The organism is Pseudoxanthomonas suwonensis 11-1, assembly GCF_000185965.1.
GTDB lineage: Bacteria > Pseudomonadota > Gammaproteobacteria > Xanthomonadales > Xanthomonadaceae > Pseudoxanthomonas > Pseudoxanthomonas suwonensis_A.
This window is the reverse complement of the sequence record NC_014924.1, coordinates 2125170-2148277: the sequence shown is the minus strand read 5'-3', so window position 1 is coordinate 2148277 and position 23108 is coordinate 2125170. Positions and strand designations below refer to the sequence as shown.

Below are 23108 nucleotides of genomic sequence, written 5' to 3'. Positions count from 1 at the left end.
TCGCCGCCGCCGGTCAGGATGACTGGCGGCATGGGCGGCGCATGGAGGCGTCGCCACGGTCCATGGAGTGGACGATGTCGATGCAGGAAGACTATCGCTCGAGCGCGCGCCGTGACGCGCATCGATCTTTCCGGTTGGGCTCCGGGTGCGCCAGGGGATGTGGCGTCGCCGCGGCCTGCGGAGGATCGCGCGCATGAGCGACGAACTTTTCCGGCGCGAGGTGCTGGAGGCCCGCCGCGGCAGCTGGCTCGGTGGCATCCAGCTGGCCCAGCCGCTGCCGCTCTGGCTGCTGACGCTCGCCGCGACGCTGGTGGCCGCCGCCATCGGCACTTTCCTCGTGCTGGGCAGCTACACCCGACGGTCCACTGTGGGCGGGCACCTGGTGCCCACGCGCGGCATGTCCACCGTACTCGCACCCGCCACCGGCGTCGTCGAAGCCGTGAGGGTGCAGGAAGGCGAGCGGGTGCGGGCCGGCCAGACGCTGCTGGTGATTGCCGTACCGCGTGCCATCACCGGCATTGGCGACACCCGTCAAGCCCTGGAACAGCGGCTGCGGCAACGACGTGAAGGCCTGCACGCCGCGCACGTGGCCCAGCGGCACCAGCTCGATGCACAGGAAACCGGACTGCGCGCGCAGCTGCTGACCACCAGGCGCGAGCTGGCACAGCTCGAAACCGAAATCGGCACGCGGCGCGAACAGATCCGGCTGGCGCGCGAAACCCTTGAGCGGCTGCAGCAGCTGGAAGGCGAGCGCTACGTCAGCCAGCTGCAGATCAAGCAGCAGGAGTCGGTGGTGCTGGCCCAGGTCGGCGAGATGCAGGTGCTGCAGCGCCAGGCGACCGCTACCGGACGCATCATCGCGCAGCTGGAGCAGGCGCTTGCCGAGCTGCCCGCACAACGCACGGCCACCGATGCCGGCCATGCCCGCGAGCTGGCCGTGCTTGAGCAGGAGCAGTTGGAGACCCGGGCGCGCGGCGAGCTGGTGCTGACGGCGGCAGTCGATGGCGTGGTCACCGCGCAGCTGGCCAAGCCTGGCCAGGCCGTGCAGGCCGGCCAGCCGCTGCTGAGCGTGCTGCCCGCCGACAGTCCGCTGGAGGCGGAGCTGCTGGTGCCAAGCCGCGCAATCGCCTTCATCGAGCCGGGCGACAGCGTGCTGCTGCGTTACCAGGCCTATCCGTACCAGAAGTTCGGGCACTACCGTGGCAGGGTCGGGCGGATCAGCCGCAGCACGCTAGCGGGCGGCGAACTGCCGGCAACCTCGAGTGCGGGTGGGCAGGTGGAGCCGTTCTACCGGGTGACGGTGTCGCTCGCCGCGCAGGAGGTGATGGCGTACGGCAGGCCCGAGCCGCTGCGTCCGGGGATGCTGCTGGAGGCCGACATCCTCGGCGAGAAGCGACGGCTGATCGAATGGCTGCTGGAACCGGTCTATTCGGTGAAGGGCCGTGTTTCGGCTGATCGGCGGAGCCAAGAATTACCGGGTGGTATCCCGGCCGTGGCGCAGGAAGCGCCTCTTAGAGCAGAAGGAGTGCATGACAATGAAATCTCTATCCAGTACGGAGCTGCGACAGGTAGTCGGAGGTGCAGGCGAGCAATCCGCCACGGCGCGGGCATTGAGGGTCTGCAACACCAACAACTTCCCGGATAGCACCAAGGTGACTATCACAGTGAGCAACACGGGCAACCTCGGCGTTGGCACTACGAAGGTCGGACAGGACTCTAGCGTTTCGATCCAGACCACCTGCGGAGAGCTTCGAAAGACTGCTGCGTCACGTACGTAACTGACATTTCTTAAGGACGAGAGGAGTCGGAAAATGAAAACTCTTGGAATCGAGAGTCTGGATCTGGTTTCGGGCGGGAGGAATGAGAACCAACGCCAGTCGGATGTTGTGTCGCGTGGCCTGGAGCTGTGCAAGGGCTTCCCGGACGACAAGGAGGTCACCATCCGTCTTGAGAACACCACCCAGGCAGGTGTTCCTGGTACGAATGGGGGAACAAAGGAGGTTATTACCTTCACCCTCACCTGTGGCGAACTTCGTGACGCTGCCAAGGCTTCCGGGGGGCGTGGCTAGAGCGCTTTCGTAGGTGTGTCTCCGCGCGCGAGGAAACCTCGCGCGCGGCTAATAGGACTTCAGCGGCAGCTAGGACGGCACGGGAATGGGTCTGGTGACGATGCGAACGAACTCACCCTCGCAGACGGGCAGGTTGTCCGCGAAAGTGCGTCCCATCATCGCGGCGGAGGCGGCCGAGTGCGGGCTCGCTTCGCTGGCGATGGTGGCAAGCGCGCACGGCCTGCACCTGGGACTGGGCGAGCTGCGTCGGCAATTCCCGATGTCGCTCAAGGGCGCGCGGCTGGGGCAGCTGATCCAGATCGCCCAGCGGCTGGGATTGGCCGCACGTCCGCTGCGGCTGGAGCTGGAGGAGCTGGGGCAGCTGCGGTTGCCATGCATCCTGCACTGGGACCTCAACCACTTCGTCGTCCTGGCACGTGTCGGCGGGAGCAGGGCGACCATTTTCGATCCCGCCCTGGGCGAGCGTCGGATGTCGCTGCCTGAGGTTTCGCGCCACTTCACGGGCGTGGCCCTGGAGCTGGTGCCGACGCCGGAGTTCCAGCCGCGCAAGGCGGTGCCCACGGTGTCGGCGCGGCAGCTGACCGGCCAGGTCAGCGGCCTGTGGCCTGCGCTGGCCCAGATCCTGTTGCTGTCGGTGGTGCTGCAGGTGTTCGTGGTACTGGCCCCGTTCTTCATGCAATGGGTGGTGGACCAGGTACTGGTCTCCGCCGACCGCGACCTGCTGACGGTGCTGGGACTGGGCTTCGGCCTGGCGCTGTTGCTGCAGATCGGTACCGGCCTGTTGCGTGGCTGGTCGGTGGTCTACATGTCCTCGCGGCTGGGCCTGCAGTGGATGGGCAATGTCTTCGCCCACTTGCTGAAGCTGCCGCTGGATTTCTTCGAGAAGCGCAATATCGGCGACATCGTGTCGCGGATGGCCTCGGTGCAGTCCATACAGCGCACCCTCACCACCAGTTTCGTCGAGGCGATCATCGACGGGCTCATGGCCTTGGTGACCCTGGGAATGATGCTGCTCTACAGCTGGAAGCTGGCGCTGGCCACGCTGCTGGCCGTGGCGCTGTACATGGGCATCCGCGCGATCGCCTACCGGCCGGTGCGTGATCGCACCGAGCAGCAGCTGGTGGCGGCCGCACGCCAGGAGACCCACCTGCTCGAGTCACTGCGCGGTATGCAAAGTCTCAAGGTCGCGGGCGAGGAAGCGCAGCGCCAGGCGACCTACGGCAACCTCATGGTGGATACGGTCAACCACGAGATCCGCATTGCACGCATGGGGCTGGGCTTCAGCGGCGCCAGCCAGCTGGTGTTCGGCGTTGAACGGATCGCGGTGATCTGGATCGGCGCCCTGCTGGCGCTGCAGAACGTGTTCTCGGTCGGCATGCTGATCGCCTACCTGGCCTACAAGGACCAGTTCGCCGCGCGCATGGCGGCGCTGGTCGACCGCTGGGTGGAATTCCGCATGCTGCGCCTGCATGGCGAGCGCCTGGCCGACATCGTGCTCACGCCACCCGACGAGGAGGCCGTGGTGGAAGCGCTGCCGCCCGCCGATACGCGGATCGAGGTGGAAGGCCTCAGCTTCCGCTATGGCGATGGCGAACCCTGGGTGCTGCGGGATTGCAGCTTCAGCATCGAACCGGGCGAGTCGGTGGCCGTGGTCGGGCCTTCCGGTTGCGGCAAGACCACCCTGGTCAAGCTGCTGCTTGGCCTGCTCAAGCCCACTGCCGGCCATGTCCGCATCGGCGGCCAGGACCTGCACAGGCTCGGCCCGCGCAACGTGCGTGCCATCGTCGGTGCGGTGATGCAGGACGACCAACTGTTCGCGGGCAGCATCGCCGACAACATCAGCTTCTTCGATCCGCAGGCAACCCAGGAGCGGGTGGAGGGGGCGGCACGGATGGCGGCGGTACACGACGAGATCATGGCGATGCCAATGGGCTACCACAGCCTGATTGGCGACATGGGCAGCTCGCTGTCGGGCGGGCAGAAGCAGCGCCTGATCCTGGCCCGTGCGCTTTACCGTGAGCCGCGGCTGCTGTTCCTGGACGAAGCGACCAGCCATCTGGACGTGGCCAACGAGCGGCAGGTCAACGAGGCGGTCAAAGGGCTCGACCTGACCCGTGTGATCGTCGCCCATCGACCGGAGACGATCGCCAGCGCGGACCGCGTGCTCGCGATGGAGGACGGCCGCGTCGTGCAGCAGTGGCGCAATGGAGCTGCGCCTGCGCTGGCCGTGCCCGCGGCTTGATGAATCCGGCCGGATGGCCGGCACCCCTGGTGCGGGGTTCGCACCGACATGCATCCAGAGCAAGGAGGCTTGATATGCGTGACATGAACCAGGAAGAGCTGCGGGACGTGGCGGGTGGCCTTGTCGAAGTGCCGCCCTCCGACCAGATCCCGAAGATCTCGCAGCCGGTCTACCCCAGCCGCGAGGAGCGCCAGGCGGAGCGGCGGGCCAAGCTGCTCAAGCCCTGACCGGCGGAGCCGGCAGCAGGGTCGCCCCTGCTGCCGTCCGGCTCGCGCCAACTTCGATTCCCCGCGTGGCTACGCTTCGCCCATGTCGCCGCTCACCTTCTTCATCGCGTCGTTCGTGGCTCCGTTCGTAGGTATCGCGGCGCTTGCGCCTGCATGGCGCCAGAAGAGGTGGGGGATGCTTGGGGCGGTGGCGGCGACCATCGGCGTGGCGATATTCGTCTCGTTCCAGGGGCGGTATGGCGTTGCCAGCGGCATGCGCGCTTGCTCGCGGTGGTCAGCCTCGCGCTTGGGTGCGGCTATCTGTACCAGCGCTGGTTCATGGATTCGGACCGGCAGCCGGATCCCTGAGCGAGGGGCAGCGTTGCCGCGACGTCCCCCCATCTTTGAGTAGCAGGTCGATTTGGAGTCCAATCCCCAACGAGACGGAGATTGGACGTGAAGAAGCGCTTTTCCGAAGAGCAGATCATCGGCTTCCTGCGTGAAGCCGAAGCTGGCCTACCGGTCAAGGAGCTGTGCCGCAGGCACGGCTTTAGCGAGGCCTCCTACTACCTGTGGCGCAGCAAGTTTGGCGGCATGAGCGTGCCAGAGGCCAAGCGGCTCAAGGAGCTGGAGTCCGAGAACACGCGGTTGAAGAAGCTGCTGGCCGAGCAGCTGTTCGAGAACGACGTCATCAAGGACGCCCTGCGAAAAAAGTGGTGACCGCACCGGCGCGCAGGACGCTGGTGCGGCATCTGGTGGATCGGGGGCTGAGTGAGCGACGGGCGCTGGCGATGGTGCGGATGAGCGCCAGCGCGCTGCGCTACGTCCCGCGTCCGGATGGCAACGTCGAGCTGCGTGAGCGGATCCTGGCGCTGGCGCAGCGACACAAGCGCTATGGCGTCGGGATGATCTATCTGAAGCTGCGGCAGGAGCAGTGGCCGGTGAACTACAAGCGGGTGGAACGGCTGTATCAGGAGGCCAGGTTGCAGGTGCGCCGGCGCAAGCGGAAGAAGGTGTTGCTGGGCGAGCGCCAACCGTTGCTGCGGCCGGAAGCGGCCAACCAGGTCTGGTCGATGGACTTCGTGTTCGACCGCACCGCCGAGGGGCGTGTGCTCAAGGCGTTGACCATCGTCGACGATGCCACGCACGAGGCGGTGGCGATCGAGGTGGAGCGGGCCATCTCCGGCCACGGCGTGGCCCGGGTGCTGGATCGGCTGGCGCTGACCCGCGGCCTGCCGCAGGTGATCCGTACCGACAACGGCAAGGAGTTCTGCGGCAAGACGATGGTGGCGTGGGCCCACGAGCGCGGTGTGCAGTTGCGCCTGATCCAGCCAGGCAAGCCGAACCAGAACGCCTACATCGAGAGCTTCAACGGCCGCCTACGGGACGAATGCCTCAACGAGCACTGGTTCCCGACGCTGCTGCACGCCCGCACCGAGATCGAAACCTGGCGCCGGGAGTACAACGAGGAACGACCGAAGAAGACCTTGGGCGGTCTGACGCCGGCCGCTTATGCCGAACAGTTGGCGGCCAAAGCCGCTACGATGAAACCCGGACTCTAAAGAGCCCCGCTACTGAAAGCGGGGGGACGTCGGCCGCATCGTGTTCCGCCGACCATCGGGAACGTTGCGGCTGGTGCGTGAATCGAGGGTCCAGCTCGGATGTCGTCCGGTCCGGGCGCGTTCCAGCCGATCGCCGGGACAAGTCCCGGTATCCGCCGATGCCGCTCGGTTTGCCGCCGAATGCATTTGTCGGCAGGGCAGGAGCAGCGGCAGGGCAGGGGGCAGGAGCAGGAGCAGGTTGGGGCCGTCCGGGCTCGCAGCAACGCGCGTTGGAGGACAGCCTCCCCAGCGCGTGCCCGGAGGAGGGGCTCAACCTTCCAGCTGCGTCCGCAACCAGCCGACGAAGGCAGGAATGCGCGCATCGCTGTTGCCACGCAGGGTGCACAGCGCCCACTGGCCACCTGTCCCGACGAAGCCCCAGGGTGCGGCGAGGCGGCCGGCACGCAGGTCGTCGGCCACCAGTTCCTCCGGCGCGATCGCCACGCCCAGCCCGGCGGCTGCGGCTTCCAGCAGGTAGTAGAGGTGCTCGAATCCGGTCCCCAGCTGCAGGGCTTCGGGCTGCAGGCCGTTGCGACGTGCCCATTCCGGCCAGGCCGTGGGCCGCGAGCTGGTGTGCAGCAGCGGCTCCTGCAGCAGGACTTCCGCGGGCGCTCCTTCCAGCCGCGCGTGGGCGGGATGGCGCGGGCTCAGCACCGGGCCGATCCGTTCCGGGGCCAGGCGGTGGACCTGCCAGCCCGGTGGCCAGGGCGGATTGCCGATCATCAGCACCGCGTCCAGGCCATTGAGGCCCGGATCGGGCGAGGCCTCGCTGGCAACCAGGTGCAGGCGCAGGCCGGGCAGGTCGGCGGACAGCCGTTCCATGCGCGGGATCATCCAGCGCGCCAGCAGGCTGCCGGGGCAGCCCAGCACCAGGGCCGAGGTCGGGTCGGGTGCGAGCAGGTCGGCCCAGGCCTTGCGCAGGGGCTCGAACGCCCCGGCCGCGGCATCGCCCAGCCGCTGGCCGGTGGCGGTCAGCGCCAGGCCACGGCCGCGACGGACGAACAGGGGGGTGCCCAGTGCCTCCTCCAGCAGCTTGACCTGGCGGCTGACCGCGCCGTGGGTCACGTGCAGCTCCGCGGCGGCCGCGGCCACGCTGCCCAGGCGGGCGGTGGCCTCGAAGGCGCGCAGGGCATTGAGCGGCGGCAGGTCCCGCGACATGTGAGTTTTCCTGACGAGTCGTGCCAGACTTTATCGCTTTATTGGGAAGCTGTCGTGCGCTAAGGTCAATCCACTTCCGATCCGCCCGGCACCCCGATGACCAGCTCCATCCAGGACTTCCACGCCTATCCCGACACCAGCGGCCATTTCGGCCAGCACGGCGGCCGCTTCGTCGCCGAGACCCTGATGGGGCCGCTGCAGGAGCTGGCCGCGGCCTATGACCAGGCGCGGGTCGATCCGGCCTTCATCGCCGCCTTCGACAAGGACCTCAAGCACTACGTCGGCCGGCCCAGCCCGATCTACCACGCCGAGCGCCTGAGCCGGGAAGTGGGCGGTGCGCAGATCCTGCTCAAGCGCGAGGACCTGAACCACACCGGCGCGCACAAGATCAACAACACCATCGGCCAGGCCCTGCTGGCCGCGCGCATGGGCAAGAAGCGGATCATCGCCGAGACCGGCGCCGGCCAGCACGGCGTGGCCAGTGCCACCGTCGCCACCCGCCTCGGCCTGGAGTGCGTGGTCTACATGGGGGCCACCGACATCGAGCGGCAGAAGATCAACGTCTACCGGATGAAGCTGCTGGGCGCGACCGTGGTCCCGGTGACCTCCGGCTCGGCCACGCTCAAGGACGCGCTCAACGAGGCCATGCGCGACTGGGTCACCAATGTCCAGGACACCTTCTACATCATCGGAACCGTCGCCGGTCCCGATCCGTACCCGCGGATGGTGCGCGACTTCAACGCCGTGGTCGGCCGCGAGGCGCGCGCGCAGATGCTCACCGACTACGGCCGCCTGCCGGACGTGATCACCGCCTGCGTCGGCGGCGGCAGCAATGCCATCGGCCTGTTCCATGCGTTCCTCAACGACAGGGACGTGCGCATCGTCGGCGCCGAGGCTGCCGGCGACGGAGTCGCGACCGGTCGCCATGCGGCCTCGCTGTCGGCTGGCCGGGTCGGCGTGCTGCACGGCAACCGCACCTACGTGCTGTGCGACGACGATGGCCAGATCATCGAGACCCACTCGATCTCCGCCGGCCTGGACTACCCGGGCGTGGGCCCGGAGCACTCCTTCCTGCAGGACAGCGGCCGCGCCGAGTACGTGGGCGTGACCGACGAGGAGGCGCTGGAAGCCTTCCACAAGCTGACCCGCACCGAGGGCATCCTGCCGGCGCTGGAATCCAGCCATGCGGTCGCGCAGGCGATCAAGCTGGCGCGCGAGCTGCCGAAGGACAAGCTGGTGCTGTGCAACCTCTCCGGCCGCGGCGACAAGGACGTGCACACCATCGCCGCGCGCGAGGGCATCCAGCTGTGACCGCGGCGCCGGCACCGTCCGGCGCCACCTGCCTCCCACACGCGTAACGCGCCGCCCGGCGCGACCGACCACACAGGCGATCCATGAGCCGCTTCGAAACCCGCTTCGCGCGACTGCGCACCGATGGCCGCAAGGCCCTTGTCCCCTTCATCACCGCCGGCGATCCCTCGCTGGAGGCGACCGTCCCGGTGATGCACGCCCTGGTGGAGGCCGGCGCCGACTGCATCGAGCTCGGCCTGCCGTTCTCCGACCCGATGGCAGACGGCCCGGTGATCCAGCGCAGTTCCGAACGCGCGCTGGCCCGCGGCGCGACCGTGGCCTATGTGTTCGAGAGCGTGCGCCGCTTCCGCGAGCGCGATGCGGACACGCCGGTGGTGCTGATGGGCTACCTCAACCCGGTCGAGATCCGCGGCGCGGCGCGTTTCGCCAGCGAGGCGGTGGCCGCCGGCGTCGATGGGGTACTGCTGGTCGACCTGCCGCCGGAGGAGGCGCCGCAGTTCCAGGAGGCCTTCAACGAGGCCGGCCTGGCCCTGGTGATGCTGGCCTCGCCGACGACCTCGGCCGAGCGCGCGGCGATGCTCAGCGCCAGCGCGCAGGGTTATCTCTACTACGTCAGCTACGCCGGCGTGACCGGTGCCGACCGCCTGGACACCGGCGCCGCCAGCCTCCGCCTGCAGGAACTGCGCGCCACCGCGAAGGTGCCGGTGGTGGCGGGCTTCGGCATCAAGGACGCCGCCAGCGCCAGGGCCATGGCGGTCGACGCCGACGGCGTCGTGGTCGGCTCGGCCCTGGTGTCGGTCCTGTCCGAGGCGAGCGATGCCGACGATGCAGCCGCGCGTGCGCGCCGTTTCCTCGCCCCGCTGCGCGAGGCGATCGGCGCGGCTTGATCCGCGCTTTCTCCTCTCCGTTCGGGAGGGGCCTGTCGTAGCGGATAAGGCCACAGGCCGCATCCGGGAACTAAGCTGATGCCTGGACCACGCTGGATCCCGGATGCGCTTCGCTTATCCGGGCTACGTGACCTCCCAGCTCTCCACATGGAGAGGGCTTACGGGACGCGTCCCCATGCGGCGCTATTCCGCGCACTACGGTTCCGCGGCACCCACGGGCGCAAACAGATCCACTGCCACCTCGCGCCGCGGGAGCGCGCCTTCCAGCTGCAGCAGGAACTGCTTGGTCGGCAGGCCGCCGCCGAAGCCGGTGAGCGAGCCGTCGGCGCCGATCACGCGGTGGCAGGGCAGGACGATGGGCAGCGGGTTGCGGCCGTTGGCGGCGCCGACGGCGCGCATCGCGGCGGGGCGCCCGACCCGGGTGGCCAGCTGCGCATAGCTGATGGTGGCGCCATAGGGGATGCCTGCCAGCGCCAGCCAGACCTCGCGCTGGAACGGCGTGCCCCGCGGCGCCAGCGGCAGGTCGAACGTCTGGCGCTCGCCATCGAAGTATTCCTCCAGCTGCCGGCGGGCCTCGCGCAGCAGCGGGTGCTCCAGCGGCATCCAGCCGATCCGCCGCTGCGGATGGCGGTTCTGGGGGAACTCGATGGCGTGCAGGCCGGCGTCGCTGGCGGCGACGGTCAGTGGGCCGATCGGGGTGTCGAACCGGCAGTAATGGATGGCGCTCATGCGTTTGCCTCCGTTTCTTCGTTGGCGGGAGCGGCGATGGCACGCAACGCGGCGTCGCGCCACAAGTGGATCACCGCATAGCCGCGCCAGGGGCGCCAGGCCTCGGCGCGTTCGCGCAGCTGGCGTGCCGACAGGCGGCTGCCGTCGGTGGGCACGGCCTTCTGCAGCACCAGGTCCTCGGCCGGCAGCGCGTCCGGATGGCCGAGCGCACGCAGCGCGAGGTACTGCGCGGTCCACGGCCCGATACCGGGCAGCGCGCACCAGGCCATGGTGAATTCCTCCAGCGTCTGCCCGGGTCCGAAGCCGACGCTTCCTTCCTGCACGCCACGCGTGATGGCACGCAGCGTCGCGACGCGGCTTCCCGGCAGGCCCAGGCCGTCGAGATCGGCCTCCGCCAGCGTCGCCGCCTCCGGGAACAGGCGATCCAGGCCCGGCGCACCATCCAGGGCGACCGCCGTGCCATGGCGCTGCACCAGCCGGTGGGTGATCGTGCGCGCCGCGGCGACGCTGACCTGCTGGCCGATCACCGCGCGCACCGCGATCTCCAGTCCGTCCCAGCCGCTGGGCAGGCGCAAGCCCGGGCGCTCGTGCAGCAGGGGACGCAGGCGTGGATCGGCCGACAGCACCGCCGAGATCGCATCCGGGTCGGCATCGAGGTCGAACATCCGCCGCACCCGCTGCACCGTATCGGCCAGCTGGCCCGGCGCCACGCCATGCAGCTCCAGCCGCAGCGCATGGACCTGGCCGCTGCGCGGCGAAGGCCAGGCGCCGACCCGCAGCCAGCCCGGCGCCTGCGCATCGCCGACCACGCGTGCATACGACGCGTCGTCGACCTGCTCGACGCCGGGAAGGGCGCGGGCACGCAGGAAATCCAGCATCGCCGCGAAGTCGTACGGCGGGCGGTAGCCCAGCCGCAGCACCAGCGACTGGCAGGCCGGAGCCGGCTCGTGTCCCTCCAGGCTGCGGCGCAGCTCGCGCGGCGCCATGCGGTAGGCATCCTGGAAGGCCGCATTGAACCGGCGCAGGCTGCCGAAGCCGGCGGCCATCGCGACCTCGGTGATCGGCAGGCGGGTCTCGGTCAGCAGCTGCTTGGCGAACAGCAGGCGGCGGGTGACATGCACGCCCAGTGGTGCCGCACCCAGGCGCTGCACGAACAGCCGCCGCAGCTGGCGCTCGCCCAGGGCCAGGCGCGCGGCCAGCGCGGCCACCGGATGCCCGGCCAGGAAGCCCTGGTCGATCAGCGCCAGGGCGCGCGCGATCACCGCATCGCCGCGCCGCCACGCGCCATCCGCGGGCGCCAGTTCCGGCCGGCAGCGCAGGCAGGGGCGGAAGCCCGCGGCCTCGGCCGCGGCGGCGCTGGGGTAGTAGTCGACATTGGCCCGCAGCGGCGGCGGCGCCGGGCACACCGGCCGGCAGTAGATGCCGGTGCTGCGCACGGCGGTGAAGAACAGCCCGTCGAACCGCGGGTCGCGGCTGAGGCGGGCACGTTCACAGACGTGCGGATCGGGCAGGGTGGCGACGGAGGACATGCACGCAGGCTAGCACCGGCGCCCAGCCCCAACTGGCCGTTTCCGGACATCAATGCCGCGACCGGATCCCGGATGCGAACGGGCCTCAGGGGCTGGCCAGCACCGGCGCCAGCGTGGCCGGATCGCCATCGCCCTGCCGGAGCGGCAGGCCCAGGATGCGCACCAGCAGCGGGTACACGTCGACGTTGTCGATCACCGGCAGGCGCATGCCGGTGCGGAACGCGGGCCCATGGGCGAGGAACACCGCGCGCATGGACGGCAGATCCGGGTCGTAGCCGTGCGCGCCGGCGTTGTGGACGCCCGCGGCGTCGCGCCGCTCGATCATCGCCCGCGGCAGCGCGTTCCAGCCTTCGGCCATCTGGCACACGATCGGCGGGATGCGCGGGTGGGTGCCATAGTGCAGGCGCGCCGGGATCGCCGGCTTCTCCCAGCACTCGTAGCGCTGCTGGCGGCCGAGCAGGCGCGCGCGCACCGTGGCCTCGTGGCCCTCGCGCGGCGCCAGGCCGATCACCTGGCCGATGCTCACCACCTCGGCCTCCTCCATCGCGGCCATGTCCTCGACCGCGATGAGGTTCGGGGCGTCGGCCATGCCGTGGTCGGAGACCACCACCACGTTCGGGACCACGCCGGCCTGTTCCAGTCGCGACAGCAACTCGCCGATGGCGGTGTCGACCTCGCGGATCGCGGCGCGGGTCTGCTGCGCGTGCGGGCCATGGTCGTGGCCGGCGCCATCGACCACCTCGAAGTACATCGCCAGCAGCGCCGGGCGCGGGCCCTGCGGCGCGGTCACCCAGCCGGCCACGCGCTCGATCCGCTCGTCCATCGGGATCGTCTCGTCGAAGGCCTGGCGCTGGCGCGGCAGGATGCCGTCGCGGGCGGCGGTGGCGCCGGGCCAGGCCCATACCGCGGTGGCGAGGTTGGCGCGCTCGGCGGTGGTCCACAGCGGTTCGGCCTGCCACCAGCCGGCCACGGTCGCGGCCTGGGCATCGGCGACCACGAAGCGGCCCAGCTGCGGGTCCTTCATCGAGTTGTGGACCACGCCGTGGTGGTCCGGGCGCAGCCCGGTGGCCAGGGTGTAGTGGTTGGGGAAGGTCAGCACCGGGTACGAGGGCCGCATGCCCTCGGCATGCACGCCGTCACGGGCGAGGCGGTCGAGTACCGGGGTATCGCCGCGGCCCAGGGCATCAGCGCGCAGCCCGTCGATCGAGACCAGCAGCAGCGGCGTGGCCGGTGCGGCGGGACGGGTGGGGGAGGCCGTACAGGCGGCCAGGGACAGCAGCAGGAACGACAGGAAGGCGCAGCGGTGCAGGAAGCGGGACATCACGGTGGGGAGGTCATGCAGACATGGAAGCTTGGCAGAGACCCGCATCCGGGCGCCACCTCGCTTTGGTCGGATCGCAATCCTGCAGGAGTGGGGCCGCGCCGGGCCGCTGAAGCATCCCTGAGCGCCGGCACGGTCCCGCGGCGCCGTTCGGCCGGCGTTATGGGTCCGGCGCTATAACTGGGCTCAACCACCCGGAGGCCTGCATGACCCCGACCCTGCACCCGAAGCGCATCCTGCCGATGACCGCGATCCTGCTGCTTGCGCTGGCGCCGCTGGCCCAGGCCCAGTCGGTGTCGCCCAACCGCTACAGCCGGCCGGCCGAGAACCAGTCCCAGCGTCCGCAGACCTGGGAGCGCTCGCGCCAAGAGGTCGAGACCGCGCGTCAGCAGCGCACCCAGTCCGCGCGCCAGGCCAATGCCGACCGCCACCGCCTTGCCCTGGAGGAGAACCGGCGGCGGATGGACGAGGACCGCCAGCGCACCGAGCACCGCATGCAGCACGCCGCCTCGCCCGAGCAGCGCGAGCGCTACCGCCAGGCCTTCGAGGCCAGGCGCATGGAGTACGAGCGCGAGCGAGAGCAGATCGAACGCGACCGCGAGGCTGCCGAGCGCCGCCTGCAGCAGCGCGAGGAAGCGCGCCGCAACAGCCGCTGAGCCCGGCCAACGCCGGCGCGTACACCGCGCTGCACAACCTTCCGGCGCGACGGCGCTGCGATAATGCCGGGACATTCCTTGCAGGTGTCCCGGCAATGTCCGATCCGCGCCACGATCCTTCCCGCGTCGTCCGCGCCCCGCGCGGCAACCAGCTCAACTGCCGCAGCTGGCTGACCGAAGCCCCGTTCCGGATGCTCCAGAACAACCTCGACCCGGACGTGGCCGAGCGTCCCGGCGACCTGGTGGTGTACGGCGGCATCGGCCGCGCCGCACGCGACTGGGACTGCTTCGACGCCATCCTGGCCACGCTGAAGGAGCTGCGCGACGACCAGACCCTGCTCGTCCAGTCCGGCAAGCCGGTCGGCGTGTTCCCGACCCATCCGGACGCGCCGCGGGTGCTGATCGCCAACTCCAACCTGGTGCCGCACTGGGCCACCTGGGAGCACTTCAACGAGCTCGACCGCAAGGGCCTGATGATGTACGGCCAGATGACGGCCGGTTCGTGGATCTACATCGGCTCGCAGGGCATCGTCCAGGGCACCTACGAGACTTTCGTGGAGATGGGCCGCCAGCACTACGGCGGCGACCTCACCGGCAAGTGGATCCTCACCGCCGGCCTCGGCGGCATGGGCGGCGCGCAGCCGCTGGCCGCGTCCATGGCCGGCGCCAGCAGCCTGACCATCGAGTGCCGCCAGGACCGCATCGACTTCCGCCTGCGCACCGGCTACGTGGACGAGCAGGCCACCGACCTCGACGACGCGCTGGAGCGCATCGGTCGCTACACGAAGGCCGGCGAGGCCCGCTCGATCGCACTGCTGGGCAATGCCGCCGACGTCCTGCCGGAGCTGGTGCGCCGCGGCGTTTGCCCGGACGCAGTCACCGACCAGACCTCCGCCCACGATCCGCTGCGCGGCTACCTCCCGCAGGGCCTGACCGTGGCCGAGTGGGAGGAGGAACAGGAAGTGGTGCCCGAGCGCGTGCGCGACCTGGCCAAGAAGTCCATGCGCGTGCACGTGGAAGCCATGCTCGCATTCCAGCGCATGGGCGTGCCGGTGTTCGACTACGGCAACAACATCCGCCAGATGGCGTTCGACGTGGGCTGCAGCAACGCGTTCGACTTCCCCGGCTTCGTCCCGGCCTACGTGCGCCCGCTATTCTGCCGCGGCGTCGGCCCGTTCCGCTGGGTGGCGCTGAGCGGCGACCCGGAGGACATCGCCAGGACCGATGCCAAGGTCAAGGAACTGATCCCGGACGACCCCCACCTGCACCGTTGGCTGGACATGGCCGCCGAGCGCATCCACTTCCAGGGCCTGCCGGCGCGCATCTGCTGGGTCGGCCTGGGCCAGCGCCACCGCCTGGGCCTGGCGTTCAACGAGATGGTCCGCAACGGCGAGCTGAAGGCGCCGGTCGTGATCGGCCGCGACCACCTGGATTCCGGCAGCGTCGCCAGCCCCAACCGCGAGACCGAGGCCATGCGCGACGGCAGCGACGCGGTCAGCGACTGGCCGCTGCTCAATGCCATGCTCAACGTCGCCGGCGGCGCGACCTGGGTCAGCCTGCACCACGGCGGCGGCGTGGGCATGGGCTACTCCCAGCACTCCGGCGTGGTGATCGTCTGCGACGGCAGCGAAGCCGCCGACCGCCGCATCGAGCGCGTGCTGTGGAACGACCCCGGCACCGGCGTCATGCGCCACGCCGATGCCGGCTATGACATCGCCATCGACTGCGCGAAGGAGCAGGGGCTGCAGATGCCGATGCTGGGCCGGTAGGGGCGCCCGGCGCCCGGGTGGCGGCGGGTACGGCCGTGCCGGTCGTTCCCGTCGCTTCAGTGGGTCGCCAGCTTGCCGAACTGCCCGGAATGCCGGAGGGACTGAGGGACTGAGGGACTGAGGTCAAGGCACGGCGGCGGTCGCCGGGGCGCCCTGGCGTGTGGCCTGCTGCCGTCCCGCCCCTGGTCCTGGCCCTCGCGGGCCAGCACCTCCTCCTTTACCTCCCGGCAGCCGGCACACGCCATGGCGCTTCTGGCGTGGCGGGACGCGGGACGGTGGTGCGGGGCAGCCTCGACCTGGGGGGCAGCCGGCCGGGTAGAGGCCAGAAACGGTTGATTGCGTGATTCCCACCCGGCGATGAGTGGCAATCGCTGGCGCGCCAGCGATTTCGATACGCGAACGAATGGAAATCAGTGGCCGTCGAGCAGTTTCCATACGCGGATGAATGGAAATCACTGGACGCCGAGCGGTTTCCATACGGCGACGGGTGATCAAGACTGGCGCGCCAGCGATTTCCATACGACGGTGAATGGAGATCACCGGCGTCCTAGTGATTTCGATACGCGCGCGCATGGAAATCAGTCGACTGCCAGTGATTTCCAGTCGAGGCCCGGTGGCAGACATTGGCGCGTATCCGGCGGCAGGGCACGCGCGGGCAGGGCCGTCAACGGTCCAGCGGACTGAGCACACCGAGCGCGCCGCGGTTGAGCACGTGCGTGTAGATCTGGGTGGTGGCCACGTCCTTGTGGCCCAGCAGCTCCTGCACCGTGCGGATGTCGGCGCCAGACTCCAGCAGGTGCGTGGCGAAACAGTGGCGCAGGGTGTGCGGGGTGACCGGCTTGTCGAAGCCGGCTTCGCGCGCCGCCCGGCGCACCGCCGACTGCAGCACCTTCTCGTCGATATGGTGGCGCCGCCTCACCCCGTCGCGCGGGTCGACCGAAATGCGCGTGGCCGGGAACACGTACTGCCATCCCGGCTCCGCGGCCGCGTTGGGATACTTGCGTGCCAGCGCGTGCGGCAGGTGCACCCGGCCCAGTCCGCAGGCCAGGTCGCGCGCGTGCAGCAGGCGCACCTCCGCCAGCTGGCGCAGCAGCGCCTCGCGCAGCGCGCCCGGGAGCACCGTCATCCGGTCCTTGCCGCCCTTGCCATCGCGGATGGTCAGCTCGTTGCGCTCCAGGTCCACGTCCTTGACCCGCAGCCGCGCGCACTCCATCAGGCGCAGCCCGCTGCCGTAGAGCAGCCCGGCCATCAACGCCTCCCGCCCGGACAGGCGCTCCAGCAGCCGCACCACCTGAGCGCGCGACAGCACCACCGGCAGCCGCCGCGGCCGCTTGGCACGGACCACGTTCTCCATCCACGGCAGCTCGATGCCCAGCACCTCCCGATAGAGGAAGAGCAGGGCGGCCAGCGCCTGGTTCTGGGTGCTGGCCGCCACGTTGTCCCGCGTGGCCAGCCCGGTGAGGAACGCCTCCACCGCCGCCCCGTCCAGCTCCGCCGGATGCCGCGGCAGCCACGCCCGAACATACCGCCGGATCCAGTACAGATATGCCTGCTCCGTGCGCAGGCTGTAGTGCTTCAGGCGCAGACGCCCGCGCACCTGGTCCAGAAGCCGCGGCCCACCGGGCGGCGTTACGCACCCTGTTATCGCGGCATCCTCGCCGTCATAAGACATATCGGAGCCTCCTTGCCGTCTTTCACCGGAAGCCTGCCGGGCCGGCAGCGTCGCGACAATCAGTCAACCCCGCGATGCCAGTAGGGTTTTCCCCTGATTGACGCCACAGCAGCCGCTCTGCAGACTCGCGCTACGCCCCTTGTCGGGGTCTACTGGTAGTTAGGCAGAAGAATGGACAAGTCCCACGCTCAACACATCATTGATCACTTCGCTCATAACGCGCCCTGGTGGGAGGAGCGAAACCACTTCCTCGAGACTCTCTGCGCGGCAGAGTTCCATTGGTTCTTTGTTCAAGGCTTGGACGCGATCAGGAATGAGTACTACATTCCCGGATTGTCTTCGTTGCTCAATGGCATCGAAGCTAGTTTGCGAGTCACCATCGCCCAAGTGTCAGGAGCGCCAGACGGGGAGCCACTTGATGGTCTATCTCCGTACCGCGTCTTGAGCAATAACCTAATCCTAAACGCCCAAGAAGTTGGCATGCCTGTGGAAGCGCTCGCATTTCCCGGAGAAGCAGATTTCTTGGGCAAACTCCAAACAGTGAAGCCAAATCGCGTAGATGTGGAGGTTGTCCGACAACGAAACAACATCTGCCATGGCGACATCTTTGAGTTCATTAATCGTGACCTTGGGCCGGAGAACTCATTCTTCACTCCGGAATGCGTCCGGCCCCTAGCATTCACTCTCTTAGAAGTGAGTCACGCCTGGGCGGCAGAGCTTGGCAGGTTTCGCAGATCTAAAAACTTGCTCCACTATGACGGAGCTGCCTAACAATGCGTTCAAGCCGAAGCCGCTTCGTTCCACCAGCCACATGGCAGGTGAAGCTTGCCATGTGGCTGGCTCCACTGCGCGTCTCGGCTTAACCTAGGTGTTAGGCGGCATGTATAGATTCCCCTGTCCATTCACTTGTCGGCTGTGTCATGGCGATCCTGCGTAGATATCTCCCCCACCTCTGCTTTTTCTCGGGCTGTGTCTTCTTGCTCCGCGGCGTAAAGCTTTTCGTGACAAGCGTTTCGGCGGTACTGGCGGACGCTTCGAGCTCGGCCTATGAGCATGGCTATGCCTTTGGACAAGTAGCTGTTTCGCTCCTTTTTATGGCTGCTGCCGCCAGTCTGTTTCTGCTTGGCTGGCGCCGACTGACCTCGCCATAATGAGTAGCTCTCGGGCATCGCGTATGCCCCCTAACTATTCATTCAAGCCGAACCTGCTTCGCGGGTCGGCTTAATTCAGGCGTTAGGCGGCTATGGGGCAACTCGCTTACCACGCATCGATCCGCGAACACCTTGACGATCTCGCTAATCTCAATGAGGTCGTTGGGCCAAATGAACTCATCTGCGGGTGGTTCAATGACCTTTACTTCCCCGCGGAGAAGATCTGTCCACCCAGATATCCGCAGGAGACATGGGATCGCGGGCAACGTGAGTGGCGAGAGTGCTTCTCCGCTGGAGAATTGGCAATTCTCGCTGAATTCCACGGAGTGTTCGAGCAGCATCTTCCAAATTTGTCACAAGAATGGCCAGATTGGCGGCAAGATCCAGGGTGGCTGGCTGTAAGCGATGCGGCAAGAATAGCTGTTGAACGACTTGACTCAGCCGCCTAACAATTCATTCAAGCCGACGCCGCTTTGCGGCGCGGCTTAATTCAGGCGTTAGCACCCACGAGGTGATTTCAATGCGTCTCACTGCGCTTCTGGCCTTGCTAATCTCCGCTCATCTTCCTGCCGCAGACGAGCAGGCGGATCAAGCCGCTCTGAGGGCAAAGATCATGGAAGAGACTAGGCTCGTTGCGGTCATGGACATTGACGTCCCGGCCACTAGCTTCACGGGTGACGCTGATCCGAACACCCTCGAAGTAGTTTTTCTCTCCAAGAGTTCGGACGGCCCGAGCCGTGTCTCACCGGACGGTGAAGTTGTCTTCCTTTACAAAGCCTCTGACAAGGTTCAGTCGGACTTGATAGGCAAGGCATTCGACTTGCGCGTCGCCCGTACACTTGATGGGCGCTAACAATTCATTCAAGCCGACGCCGCTTCGCGGCGCGCCTTAATTCAGGCGTTAGGCCTGCTTAGATGAATCACTCGGTTTCCAGAATCCCAGAGAGCCGTGCCCTTACCGAGAGTGAGGTCGCAGTTGTTCGCTGGCTTCTGGAGCACGGCAATCCTGAGGCAAGTCAGTTCTTGCCCCAACTCGACCAAGCCGCTGTTGTGTCCCGCTGTTCGTGCGGCTGTGCCAGCATCGACTTTGCCATCTCCGGCAAGCGGCCCACTGAGGCGGCAATGCACGTCCTGTCGGACTTCCAATGGCAAGGTTCACAGGGCAATCTTTTCGGCGCGTTCGTTTTCGAGCAGCAAGGGTTGCTTGCCGGTTTGGACTTATGGTCCATTGACGGCCTGGCAACACCATCAAGCCTGCCGCCCATTGAAGCCTTAGTTCCTTATGGCACGTGGCAGCAGGCCTAACAGTTCGTTCAAGCCGACGCCACTTCGTGGCGCGGCTTAACTCCGGTGTTAGAACACAATAGGGGGATTTATGCGCTTCCAGCAGCGAAAAGCGGTTGTATGCCTGATTTCCATCATTGCACTCTCCGGGTGCCAGCCGAACGCGAGCCCTGCCAGCACTTCCGCACAAGCGGAACATCCTGCTGCACCGCAGCCCTCTCCGGCGGCAGCGCACGTAACGTATGACGGCCCGTTCGGACTAAGGATGGGGCTATCTCCCGCAGAGGCTAAGGCAGCTATCCCCAGTCTCGAAGAAAGCGACCAGGGCCAAGGCATATACCGCGCTAGCTCTGTCCCCGTTCCCCACCCGGATTTTGAGTCCTATTCGCTACTCTTTTCTCAGAAAAGCGGCCTATGCAAAATCGTAGCAATTGGTAAGGACATTCAATCTGGCGACACTGGCTATGAAGTCCGGAGCGCATTTGACGCGCTAGATAAAGCCATTACCAGCAAATATGGAAAAGGCAAGAAGTATGACTTTACTAGCGAGCGTTACGACTCTCCTGAATTCTGGATGATGCACCTCCTCAAGAAGAATCGAACGCTCGCAAAGCTTTGGAGCACCGAGGAGGGCTCAAACCTGACAAGCAATCTAGACTCAATTGCACTCGAAGCTGGCGCTACCGACATGTCGACTGGCTACTTAGTCATGCGCTACGAGTTCCAGAACATGCCGGACTGTGTCGCAGAGGGTGAGGCCGAGAAGAACAAGGGATTGTAGGTTGTGTTCTAACAATTCATTCAAGCCGAAGCCGCTTCGCGGCTCGGCTTAATTCAGGCGTTAGGCCCCTATGGCAGAAGAACTGTTTGCGGAACTAGCGAAACAGCTTCAAAGCTCGCTCGGCGTCGTTAAGCCGCCGATGGGCGATCCGAGGCTTGGCAGAGGCTTCAACGCCTATCTACTTCGCAAGGTCCAACGACTCAAGCTGAAGATGTACCAAGAGAAGGGTCACCCGCTCCCGCACCTGCACGTCGATCACGGTAGAGAACATCACTCAGCGAGCTTTTCGCTAGATCCTCCTAAGCGACTTGAGGGCCGGCTCGGATCGCGTGAAGAAGCGATCGTCCTGGCGTGGATTGCCGCGCACAAGGACCAGTTGCTGGCTGCCTGGCGCTCCCTGCAAGATGGCGCCCCAGACATGGCGCTGCTCGCAGAACTCCGGGGCGGGGCCTAACAATTCGTCCAAGCCGACGCCGCTTCGCGGCGCGGCTTAACTCAGGTGTTAGGCCTTACAATCAACACCATGTTTCAACTTGGGGGAAATATGAGGAAGCGACTCACTCTCGTCGGTATTGCTCTGCTCTTGGCCGGAGGTCACGCCTCGGCAGCAACGTGGAACTACTTGGAAGCCGGCAACGACAAGACCCTGTATTTCTTTGACGCAGACACCGTCGAAAAGTCTCCTGGCGGCGTATCAGTGTGGGTGAAGACAGTACGGACACGCCAACCAGACACGGACGGCTCTTGGGCGACCGCGATCCGCTGGCGAATCAACTGCTCTGGCCGCACGATCCAGACACTGTCGTGGTCCACCTACAACAACAGTGGCGAATTCATCGAGTCGAATAACAAACCTTCGTCACCGTCTCCTGTTACGCCTGATACCACGGGCGAAGCAGTGCTAAAGATTGCGTGTGGTGCAAACTTCCCGCGTGAGGCGAACAAGGGATACTTTAAGCTCGATTCGAATGACGTTTTCAAAGCGCGTGACAACTGGGTCCGCTATCAGGACAGTCAGGTCGACACAGCACCCAAGTAACGAGCGCGCAGGTGCCTCGCAGTAAGGCCTAACAATTCGTCCAAGCCGACGCCGCTTCGCGGCGCGGCTTAACTCAGGTGTTAGCACTCACTGGAGGCACCGTTGAAACCCGATATTTCTGAGTTCTCCTACGGATACGCCGTCACTGAGGAGCTCGTTGCGAATCACAAGTCTCGAGTAGTTGCTGCGCCCACATTCCCTTCGCTGTATGAAGAAGGAAAGAAGGGCGGTGGATACGACGTAAAGATTCCCTTTAAGGGAATCCCGGTGTTCCTTCAATTCAAACTCAGTGACTACCTGAGTCGAAAAAGTGCAAAAGAGCATATTTCTCTCTCGCTGAAGCTCCCCTATTACCGGATGCACCTGCGTCCGCTTAGGCACTCTCAACAACACCAACTTCTTCTTGACCTTGAGGCTACGGGAGAAGCTGTCTACTACATTGCACCAGAGTTTCATCTTCCGAAAGAACTGAATCGGTACTACCTGGCTCGCAACGTGGTGAAGAACTCCGCAGCATTTGCTCCTTCAGCCATTGGGTCTCTACCAGACCCAGATGACCACTATGTCGTCTTCGAGAAAGGCAGCACATACGGGTATCGATGCTCAGAGGAGCCGAAGAAGCTTGAACGAACAAGCTTGACGTCCGCATTAGAGACACTACGCAACCGAGATCGAGGTCGAGACTTAGGAGAGGAAGGTCTCTCTGCCCTGACCCGCAAAATGGTTGATGTGATACGCAGGCGCTCCGGGGAGGCAGGGTTGGGGTCTGGTCCGACCGCGGATGCCGAAGCCATCGCTCAGAGACGCAATCTGATAGAGTCGGCTGCCTATCTTGCACGAACGTACTTCTCTTGCGAGCTAGTGATCGTAGAGTGAGTGCTAACAAATCATTCAAGCCGACGCCGCTTCGCGGCGCGGCTTAACTCAAGCGTTAGGGTTGGGGTGTTTGGTAGCAGGGGATGGGGCGTTGGGCTTCGGCAGGGGAATCGCAATGGGCAGGTGGTGTGCGTCATCGCATCGGCCAGGGCGCGGGGAAGGCGCCGGGTTGGTGAGCATCTCAGGCAATCAGGTCGCGGGCTTGCCCGCGTTGCAGGCCGCGCTTCTGTCATGGCGCTGGCCTAACTATTCGTTCAAGCGGAAGCCGCTTCGCGGCTCCGCTTAACTCAGGCGTTAGGCCTTGTGTCGGTAACCGTCAGCCCGTTGGCGGGTGAAAGTCAGGCGATTGTCGTGGTAAAAGGCGGCTTCAGACTTAACACTCAGGGCTCCCGACACAGGAGCTGACCAATGGGACCCGACATGAAGCTAAGTCCATCATCCGTACGCCGCCTTAGAGAGGCAAGGAACTGGTCACAAGAGCAACTCGCCAATGCCGCCGGTCTGAGTCTTCGCACGATCCAGCGGGTGGAGACTGACGGCACTGCCTCTAGGGAGACCCGAGTTTGCTTAGCGGCGGCGCTGGATGTAGAGGCAACGTCATTGGCTGACGTTCCGCTTGACAAGAGGCAACGGCAAACTCCGGACACGTGGGCGGCCTTCGTGCTTGTGGGCTCCACCATGCTTCTGGCCGCATTCTTGTCGGGTGCGCCATCGACCGTGTATTACATGGCAGTGTTCTTCTTGTTGTTTGGTGCCATTCGCTATGCGTACAAGTCTTGGGCACAAGCTGCCAAGGCCTAACAATTCATTCAAGCCGACGCCGCTTC

20 protein-coding genes and 1 pseudogene are annotated in these 23108 nt (G+C 66.3%); 16 read left to right on the top strand and 5 right to left on the bottom strand.

Features of this window, described 5'->3' with window-relative positions; all coding sequences use genetic code 11:
* Positions 1-193: 193 nt before the first annotated feature.
* The 5 genes and pseudogenes from PSESU_RS09730 to PSESU_RS09715 form a co-directional block, all read left to right on the top strand.
* Positions 194-1435 (top strand): annotated as a pseudogene (locus PSESU_RS09730) (HlyD family secretion protein); the annotation flags it as partial.
* 376 nt (positions 1436-1811) lie between these two features.
* Positions 1812-2069 carry a hypothetical protein gene (locus tag PSESU_RS16230; RefSeq protein ID WP_013535606.1) on the top strand — a complete coding sequence of 86 codons (258 nt, stop codon included), beginning with the start codon at positions 1812-1814 and terminating at the stop codon, positions 2067-2069.
* 100 nt (positions 2070-2169) lie between these two features.
* A complete protein-coding gene (locus PSESU_RS09725; protein WP_428992098.1) occupies positions 2170-4311 on the top strand; it encodes a peptidase domain-containing ABC transporter in 2142 nt (713 codons plus the stop codon).
* 74 nt (positions 4312-4385) lie between these two features.
* Positions 4386-4538, top strand: coding sequence for a hypothetical protein (locus PSESU_RS16225; RefSeq protein ID WP_013535604.1), 153 nt, complete (start codon positions 4386-4388; stop codon positions 4536-4538).
* 435 nt (positions 4539-4973) lie between these two features.
* Positions 4974-6079 (top strand): IS3 family transposase gene (locus tag PSESU_RS09715; protein WP_155942714.1). Its coding sequence is split into 2 segments (ribosomal slippage): positions 4974-5232 and positions 5232-6079, totalling 1107 coding nucleotides; the frame shifts between segments, so codons are not numbered across the junction.
* A gap of 309 nt (positions 6080-6388) precedes the next feature.
* On the opposite strand, the gene PSESU_RS09710 is transcribed toward PSESU_RS09715, so the two are convergent.
* Complete coding sequence (locus PSESU_RS09710; protein ID WP_013535602.1) at positions 6389-7276, bottom strand: LysR family transcriptional regulator; 888 nt, start codon at positions 7274-7276, stop codon at positions 6389-6391.
* Between the two features lie 96 nt (positions 7277-7372).
* Here PSESU_RS09710 and trpB point away from each other — a divergent pair, with 96 nt between their 5' ends.
* Positions 7373-8587 (top strand): tryptophan synthase subunit beta, encoded by a 1215-nt coding sequence (gene trpB / locus PSESU_RS09705; protein WP_013535601.1) that lies wholly within the window; start codon positions 7373-7375, stop codon positions 8585-8587.
* 83 nt (positions 8588-8670) lie between these two features.
* Positions 8671-9474 carry a tryptophan synthase subunit alpha gene (trpA, locus tag PSESU_RS09700; protein WP_013535600.1) on the top strand — a complete coding sequence of 268 codons (804 nt, stop codon included), beginning with the start codon at positions 8671-8673 and terminating at the stop codon, positions 9472-9474.
* Between the two features lie 195 nt (positions 9475-9669).
* Here the strand turns inward: trpA and PSESU_RS09695 are convergent, their stop codons facing one another.
* From PSESU_RS09695 to PSESU_RS09685, 3 genes are all read right to left on the bottom strand, one after another.
* Complete coding sequence (locus tag PSESU_RS09695; RefSeq protein ID WP_013535599.1) at positions 9670-10203, bottom strand: methylated-DNA--[protein]-cysteine S-methyltransferase; 534 nt, start codon at positions 10201-10203, stop codon at positions 9670-9672.
* Positions 10200-11732: a DNA-3-methyladenine glycosylase 2 family protein gene (locus PSESU_RS09690; RefSeq protein ID WP_013535598.1), complete on the bottom strand. Its 1533-nt coding sequence runs from the start codon at positions 11730-11732 to the stop codon at positions 10200-10202. Before PSESU_RS09690 ends, PSESU_RS09695 begins: the two co-directional genes overlap by 4 nt.
* An 85-nt stretch (positions 11733-11817) precedes the next feature.
* Positions 11818-13053: an ectonucleotide pyrophosphatase/phosphodiesterase gene (locus PSESU_RS09685; protein WP_041764086.1), complete on the bottom strand. Its 1236-nt coding sequence runs from the start codon at positions 13051-13053 to the stop codon at positions 11818-11820.
* A 206-nt stretch (positions 13054-13259) separates the two neighbouring features.
* On the opposite strand from PSESU_RS09685, the gene PSESU_RS09680 reads away from it, so the two are divergent.
* Together PSESU_RS09680 and hutU are read left to right on the top strand one after the other, a co-directional pair.
* Entirely contained in the window at positions 13260-13709 is a 450-nt protein-coding gene (locus PSESU_RS09680) for a hypothetical protein (protein ID WP_013535596.1), read from the top strand.
* Between the two features lie 95 nt (positions 13710-13804).
* Entirely contained in the window at positions 13805-15478 is a 1674-nt protein-coding gene (gene hutU / locus PSESU_RS09675; RefSeq protein ID WP_013535595.1) for a urocanate hydratase, read from the top strand.
* A 664-nt stretch (positions 15479-16142) separates the two neighbouring features.
* On the opposite strand, the gene PSESU_RS09670 is transcribed toward hutU, so the two are convergent.
* Complete coding sequence (locus PSESU_RS09670) at positions 16143-17150, bottom strand: integron integrase (protein WP_013535594.1); 1008 nt, start codon at positions 17148-17150, stop codon at positions 16143-16145.
* 171 nt (positions 17151-17321) lie between these two features.
* Between PSESU_RS09670 and PSESU_RS15950 the strand changes: the two genes are divergently transcribed.
* The 7 genes from PSESU_RS15950 (at position 17322) to PSESU_RS16630 (ending at position 23082) form a co-directional block, all read left to right on the top strand.
* Positions 17322-17921 (top strand): hypothetical protein, encoded by a 600-nt coding sequence (locus tag PSESU_RS15950; RefSeq protein ID WP_081459311.1) that lies wholly within the window; start codon positions 17322-17324, stop codon positions 17919-17921.
* Between the two features lie 1295 nt (positions 17922-19216).
* Positions 19217-19606, top strand: coding sequence for a hypothetical protein (locus PSESU_RS16220; protein ID WP_155942757.1), 390 nt, complete (start codon positions 19217-19219; stop codon positions 19604-19606).
* A gap of 70 nt (positions 19607-19676) precedes the next feature.
* Positions 19677-20366, top strand: coding sequence for a hypothetical protein (locus PSESU_RS16215; RefSeq protein WP_013535592.1), 690 nt, complete (start codon positions 19677-19679; stop codon positions 20364-20366).
* A 70-nt stretch (positions 20367-20436) separates the two neighbouring features.
* Positions 20437-20820, top strand: coding sequence for a DUF4160 domain-containing protein (locus PSESU_RS15945; protein WP_155942756.1), 384 nt, complete (start codon positions 20437-20439; stop codon positions 20818-20820).
* Between the two features lie 168 nt (positions 20821-20988).
* Entirely contained in the window at positions 20989-21405 is a 417-nt protein-coding gene (locus PSESU_RS16210; protein ID WP_203415158.1) for a surface-adhesin E family protein, read from the top strand.
* Between the two features lie 102 nt (positions 21406-21507).
* Entirely contained in the window at positions 21508-22281 is a 774-nt protein-coding gene (locus PSESU_RS16205; RefSeq protein ID WP_013535590.1) for a hypothetical protein, read from the top strand.
* Between the two features lie 408 nt (positions 22282-22689).
* Positions 22690-23082, top strand: a complete 393-nt coding sequence (locus PSESU_RS16630; RefSeq protein ID WP_428992097.1) for a helix-turn-helix domain-containing protein — start codon at positions 22690-22692, stop codon at positions 23080-23082.
* Positions 23083-23108: the final 26 nt, after the last annotated feature.